Annotated in this window: 3 protein-coding genes; all 3 read left to right on the top strand. The window is 40.0% G+C overall.

The genetic code is table 11. The features are described 5' to 3' along the window. Positions 1 to 950: transposase (locus WIW52_RS03345; RefSeq protein ID WP_337708613.1), on the top strand; the 950-nt coding region annotated here is incomplete at its 5' end. A 50-nt stretch (positions 951 to 1,000) separates the two neighbouring features. Beyond that, the gene (locus WIW52_RS03340; protein WP_337708612.1) at positions 1,001 to 2,470 is read left to right on the top strand and encodes an MFS transporter; all 1,470 of its coding nucleotides are present in this window, start codon (positions 1,001 to 1,003) and stop codon (positions 2,468 to 2,470) included. A gap of 579 nt (positions 2,471 to 3,049) precedes the next feature. Beyond that, positions 3,050 to 6,958: a protease pro-enzyme activation domain-containing protein gene (locus tag WIW52_RS03335; protein WP_337708611.1), complete on the top strand. Its 3,909-nt coding sequence runs from the start codon at positions 3,050 to 3,052 to the stop codon at positions 6,956 to 6,958. The last annotated feature ends 1 nt before the right edge of the window (position 6,959 follow it).

The following is a 6,959-nucleotide window of genomic DNA, read 5'->3' as shown; positions in this document are numbered from 1 at the left end:
ATGCTGCTGAGACGTTCGGGTTAGACTACGCAAACCTGCTAGAGGCGTTGGGAGAACTCGAAGACGCGTGGAAGGACTACTTGAAGGTCCTGTCGGGGCTGGTGAAGGGTGAGGTTGTCGTCATCATAGACGACACCGTGGACCACAAGGAGTACTCTAGGGGGAAGGACGTGAGCCCCCACGGAAACTACTGGATCTACTGCCACGCCCACGGGAGGTTCGAGAGGGTCAAGCTCCTCACGGTCGCCATAGTAGACCTCTCCACGGGCAGGGCGTTCATGGTGGGAGCCTTCCCCTACGCCGTGAGGAAGATGTTGGACTTGGGGATGGTCACCGAGTTCAAGACCAAGATCGAGATGGCCAGGGAGATATTGGACGTGCTCAAGGGGTACTTCCGCGTGTCCAGAGTAGTCTTCGACTCATGGTACTGGTCGGAGAAGCTCGTGACGGACAACGTGGTGTCTGAGCTCAAGTCTAACCGGAGGCTCCTCAGGGTCGAGTCGGTCCGGGGGACCCTCGAGGAGGTGGAGGGACACCTCCGAGTGGGGGACCTACCCCCCGGAGTCTACTACGCCGACCTGACCCTGGGAGACCGAGTGATTACAGTAAAATTGCTAGTCCAAGAATATAAAGGTGACTCCGGGACACACGTCAGATATCTCTACACGACCGATCTCTCGCTCAGCGAGGAGGAGATCGAGGAGGCATGGAGGATGAGGTGGGAGATCGAGAAGCTTCACAGGGACGCCAAGGCCCTTGGACTGGAGGACTCTTCGTTCTGGAGGAGAGAGAGGCTTCAGGGTTACCTCACGATCTTCACCATCATGACCAATGTTGTCAGGGAGCTGGTGGGGGCACTTAACCTGAGGAGCGTGGAGGCGTTCCTCAGGTTCGTTGAACGTTATTTAGGTGGACCGCCGGGGCTGATGAAAATCTTTAAGTTACGTTAAAGTCCCATAACTGCTGTATTATATTTATGTATCGAGTGTAGATATTCGAAATGTCAAACAGTCCCTTTAAGAATATGGATTCTTTAAAGTTAACATTCAACCACATAAAGATATGGTATACAGCCGGAATGGGTTTTTTTACTGATGCCTATGATTTATTAGTTATATCCTTTATCTTGGCTACGTTTAATGATGCGTATAAATACTACGGAATGTCAATGCCCGGCTTCACAAATTATTTAATAGGCCCTAATAGCGCCTTTTGGACAGGTCTTCTGGGTTCATCAGCGATAATAACTGCAGTACTTGGCGAACTAATCTTCGGATTTTTAGGAGATAAATTAGGTAGGAAAGCCGTATACGGTATTGAGGCACCTTTGCTAACAATTGGTGCTTTGTTAAGTGCATTTGCATGGAACTTACCTTCGCTCATATTCTTCAGGTCTATACTGGGACTAGGAATAGGTGGAGATTATCCAATATCTGCTACAATAATGAGTGAATACGCAAACGTAAAAGATAGGGGAAAGTTAGTCGCCTTAGTCTTTGCTAACCAGGGCATAGGTTCAGTAGCTGCACTTGCTGTAGGTGTTATATCGGCCACTATATTTCCTCCCGATATAGCCTGGAGAGTAATGGCAGGAGTAGGAGCTATTCCCGCAGCAACGGTAATATATCTGAGGAGGAAAGTCCCAGAGACTCCTAGATACTCTCTTTTAGTTAAGGGTAGCACAGAAGAAGCTAAGAAGGCAGCTAAATATTTAGGAACTGATATTGAGGCAAACTCTAACGTGAGAAGCGGACATAAAGGAGTTAATGAGTTCTTATCTACTTACTGGCCCGTTCTGATAGGGACTGCCGGATCGTGGTTTTTAATCGATATAGCCCTTTATGGAACTGGTGTATACTCTTCTTCGGCTTTAGCTCCAGTGTTCGGGAGCCCGTTCCCTTCCCATGCAACCACATTATCTCTAGGCGAGTTTCAGTCCGATTTAGCTAAAGCATTGTTCTTAGGTGGAGTACCTTTCTTAGCAGGATTACCAGGCTACTTTACTGCTGTTGCTTTGTTAGATAAGCTTGGTAGAAAATTGATACAACTTCAAGGATTTATCGTTCTGGCAATAATTTATGTTGTGGTAGCTTCAGTTATGGTGGTGAAAGGGACAAAGGTAGAAGGTTTCACTATAGCTCCGACGTTAGCGTTTATCATTTACTCCTTATCTTTCTATTTCATAGATTTCGGTGCAAATACTACTACATTTGTAATCCCAGCTGAAGTTTATCCAACTAAATTTAGAACAACTGGTCATGGTATATCAGCAGCTTCTGGAAAGTTTGGTGCTGCAATAGCCACATATTTATTTCCATCATTATTAGCTGCAATAGGGATAAAGGAAATACTTATAATGCTCGCAATACTGAGCGTGATAGGAGCCATACTAACGTATGCACTTATTCCAGAGCCTAAGCTGAAACCCCTAGAGGAAGCCTCAAGGGAAAAGATAGAAGTGTCTCAGTGACTTACTTTAATTTTTTCATATAAAGTCTGTTACGCCCCGATTTATTTAGGTAAACTGAAAAGTCTCACCGAAAAACTCCTTTTCTACTCGCTCCTCATGATCCTTAAAGTTAGTAGTAATACTAGATTAACCGATATTATGTTAAGACCAGCTGTTAATAACAGCGTGATCTAAAAGTTCTTGCGATCGAATAATGGATCTTTCTTCGTATTATCATTTTTATTTTATCCTAAACTATTTCTTCTCCCTCAATAATAAGTACTCATAAGAACACTTAGTTAGTATTATTTCTTAAAAGTAAGCTCAAGGCTTAAGACAAAGGGTCTAGTTCCAGAATACATTCTCTATGCAGTTTATCCTAAAAAGAAGTCCTCAGACTACATTTGAGAAGAAGCAATGAAGATGAGTATTAGGTGATCAGTCAGGATTTACTACATAAACTGTTAAGTTTAATCTAAAAGATTTTTCTCTGTGACTCACCTCCTTATTTTTCTATCCTTTCTGGTTTCTAAATGGAAAATACATTAGTGAGCTTTTAGTTTAACGTTTTTATATTACTTTACTTAAACGTTTTATGATATGATAAAACTACATTCGGTAATTCTTTTAATACTTTTTATGTTAGATCTGTTAACATTCTTTGCCATATCTACAAATACTTATGCATCTTATGTAGGACCAGAAATTGGGAACTCACAACTTATAGGCTATTTGAACCCTCAACAACCAATATGTATAGGCATCCTCATACCGCCTAAAAATATGAATGAACTTTACTTATTAGCTCAGGAAGTAGCTTACCATCAGATAAAGCCAATTCCTACTCCGCAATTATTTTCAATGTTTGCCCAAAAGGATAAGGAGGATCAGATAATAAAATTCTTGAATGAAAATGGTTTCCAACTTGTCTATAAGAGTCCCTTCGCCATTATAGCTGAAGGATATGTATATCAAGTAGAAGATGCGTTCCATACTAAATTAGCTCTATATAAAGATGGTAATGTTTTCTATTATATGCCTGTGACAGAACCAATAGTTCCGTCCGAATTTAGTGGTGTTATGATTCAAGGTCTAACTAACTATACTAACGTAAACTATCAACTAAACCTGATCGAGTTAGGAAAAGTAAAGGGGAATACTCTCATACCTTATATTAATTCCGCAATAGCTAACGTGACTGGGTTTAAGTATCTATCATTCGCCGCTAATATGTACACTCCTCAAGATATAGTTGGTGCTTATAACATTACACAAGGAGGAAAGAATGTAACAATAGCGATAATTGATGCTTACGGGGATCCAACAATATTACAAGACCTTGCTTTATTCGATAAGGAGTTTCATTTACCTTCAGCTAATATATCCATTACTCCAATAGGTCCTTATCATCCTATTTTCGGTTTAACTACTGGTTGGTATTTGGAGACAGCTTTAGATGTTGAAACAGCTCATTCTATAGCTCCTTTTGCACACATCGATTTGGTAGTTCCTTCAAGTGTTACGTTTATCCCTGAGGCAATAGATTATATTGTCTCTAATGATGTTGCTCAAGTAGTGTCGATGAGTTTTGGTATTCCTGAGAACGTTTTAGGTGCATCTGGACTGTTTATCGTTTTTCAGGGGACAGCTTATCCAAATACACCATATTGGGATTATTACTTCGCCTTAGGAACTGTTGAAGGAATAACCTTTCTGGCATCATCTGGCGACGAGGGTGCAACGGCAGGAGGGCTTTCAACTTATAGTGGTGTATCTTATCCAGCCACAAGTCCTTTTGTAACTGCTGTAGGAGGAACGACATTATTCGTTAACGTGACATCAGGGTATTTATCGACAGAAAATTCTACAGCAACTTACGGGTATGAAACAGCTTGGTCTTTTGATAACATGTTCTTCTTCCCGTATGTAGCCTCTGACGGAGGTTATAGCGAAATATATCCTAAACCATGGTACCAAATAATGATCAACGGTTCCACTAGGTCAAGTCCAGATGTAGCAGCTGTTGCTAATCCCTATACTGGCGAATTAGTATATGTTTTAGGACAGCAGGTAGTAATAGGAGGTACTAGTTTATCCTCTCCTATATGGGCTGGTATTGTAGCGGATATAATATCTCAGACTCATAAACCAATAGGGCTCTTGAATGACATACTTTACTGGATATACTCTAACTCCACATTATATCAGAAAGCTTTCCATCAAGTTACATTTGGGTTTAACGGGCTATATACTGCTCATTCAGGTTATAACTTGGTAACTGGGTTAGGGTCTCCTGATTATTACTGGTTACTTAAGGCTGTTGAATATTATGAATCGATACCAAGGCTGGACGTATCGGTTACAGCTGTGGAACCTAACGTTCAATATCCATGGTTTATGTATAATTCTACGTTCATGATTATTTCTAAGGTATCCTATCCTAATGGAACCGAGGTTACGAATGGAAGCTTTAATGCTTACATATATACGACCAAGGGATTACTTACCTCGTTACCTCTGATCTTTAACGGCTCTTACTGGGAGGCAGTATACACAATTAAACCCAGCAATCCTCCAAACATATGGTATATAGTAGTGAACGGAACAGTTGGCAAATTAAGCGGAGTCGGAGCTTATGAGATAGACATAGGTCTCTCAGTTAACATAATTTCACCGGTGCCTTTCCCCTACGGTCTATCTATACCGCCTAACTCTCCATTTTCTATCGAAGCTTGTGTGTATTATCCTAATTTAACCCCTGCCAATGTATCCTTAGAAGCTCATTTCGTTCAAAATAATGCTGTGGTATATAACGTAACGCTTTTACCTACTTCCACTCCAGGTTTATATAAAGGGGTATTTGCTGTAGTCACTCCGTCTAAAGAAGGAGTTTTTGTAATGTTTGTTAATGATACCTACGGCAGCGCATTCTCTTATGAGACCATAGGAGGGCTTAACTTGATCACTTTGATTTTTACTCCTATTGATGATGGATTTCCATCAATTTCACCTAGTCAGAACATTACCATATTAGCTTTTACATATGATCAATTTGGATTAGGTATATTCACAAGTAACGTAACGGCATATATATACTCGCCTAAGGGGAATTTAGTTGGTAAAGTGAACCTAACACCTGCAACTGAAGCAACCCAGTTCGGCGTCTACAATTTGTTCGGTTTCCAAGAGGGTAATTTTACTGTCCCAGTGAATGCTTCACCAGGTTTCTATAGAGTAGTAGTAGTAGGGTTTTATAACGGGTCTATAGGCTTAGAAGAGATGAATTACACTACTTACTTCTATGTTTCTCCCTCAACTGCATCTGTAGATGTTAAAAGCGTAGGTCAAGTATTCGAAGGCCAATACATAAAAGTCTATGCTAATATAACTTATCCTAACGGAACCGAGATAACTACTGGTATATTTACAGTTACACTAATACCATATCAGAACGAGAATCAACAGATGTTTTTAGAGTCTGAAAACGAGGTTCCACTTCAATATAACTCTACATTGAAAGAGTGGGTGGGTTTACTTAGAGTGCCGGGAGGTATAAATGCTACTGTATATATTGGGAACTCTATATACTCTCTGGCTGGTCCTTGGAAAATAGCTATATCCGGGGCAAGCTATAATGGGTACAACTCTCTATCTTATGGAGGATATGTTCAGGTTGAACCTTATGTTTATTTGCCATCACTAAATCTAGGCTCATCAAAAATAATGTATTTACCGTTGATAACTGAAGTAGATGGTACTTATGAGATTCAAGGAGTTTATATTCCAGCTCTAAATCTCTCAAACGGAAAATATATGATACAGAATTCAATAATAGGTTCCCTAGTATCTCAGAACTCAACTGTGATTGTAGAGGGATCAACAATATCAACTATTACTTCTTTAAATTCTAATTTAGAGTTAATAAATACGAAAATAGAGAATAATCAGGTAGGGATATACTCAATGGGTTCTAATATAACATTGAGTTCGGTAACTTTTGAGAATATAAATTTAGCTCTGAAATACGTAAATAGCAGTATAGTTACATCTGGTACGAGTTTTATAAATGTTAGTAAAATAAGCAACTTCCCAACGCCTCAACTTTCCTACCCCAATCAAATCACCTATCCTACGTCCTACATATTGGCTAATATAACCAATTATAACACCTCTGTGTTGAAAATCATAAAAGTTCTAGTGGATGGTAAACCGGTGAACTTTAGTGTAAGTCAGGGAATTAACGGAGTAGAAGTTAAGATACCGTTTAACTCAACCGAGATGCCTTCTGGAGTGAATGCTGTCTCACTCAAGGTTTATAATGGTATGTATTATGATCTTTCCTTTAGTGTAGATAATCAATATCCGTTCCAGAGTTTATCGTCATCAGTAGCTTCTTCGGTAAGTTCAACTAGAACATTAGCGTTATCGTTAGGTTTGGTAGCTATAATCTTGTCCGTTTTAGCTATAATTATAACCTTTAGGAAGGGAGGTGGCAAAAGTGGTAAATGAA

The organism is Stygiolobus sp. RP850M (genome assembly GCF_037389295.1).
Classification (GTDB): Archaea; Thermoproteota; Thermoprotei_A; order Sulfolobales; family Sulfolobaceae; genus Stygiolobus.
Note: the sequence above shows the minus strand (reverse complement) of the source record. Positions and strands in the feature narration are given on the sequence as shown.

Excerpts from the sequence above, each read along its gene's own strand:
- WIW52_RS03340 (WP_337708612.1), top strand. The coding sequence starts at position 1,001 with ATGTCAAACAGTCCCTTTAAGAATATGGATTCTTTAAAGTTAACATTC.
- WIW52_RS03335 (WP_337708611.1), top strand. The coding sequence starts at position 3,050 with ATGATAAAACTACATTCGGTAATTCTTTTAATACTTTTTATGTTAGAT.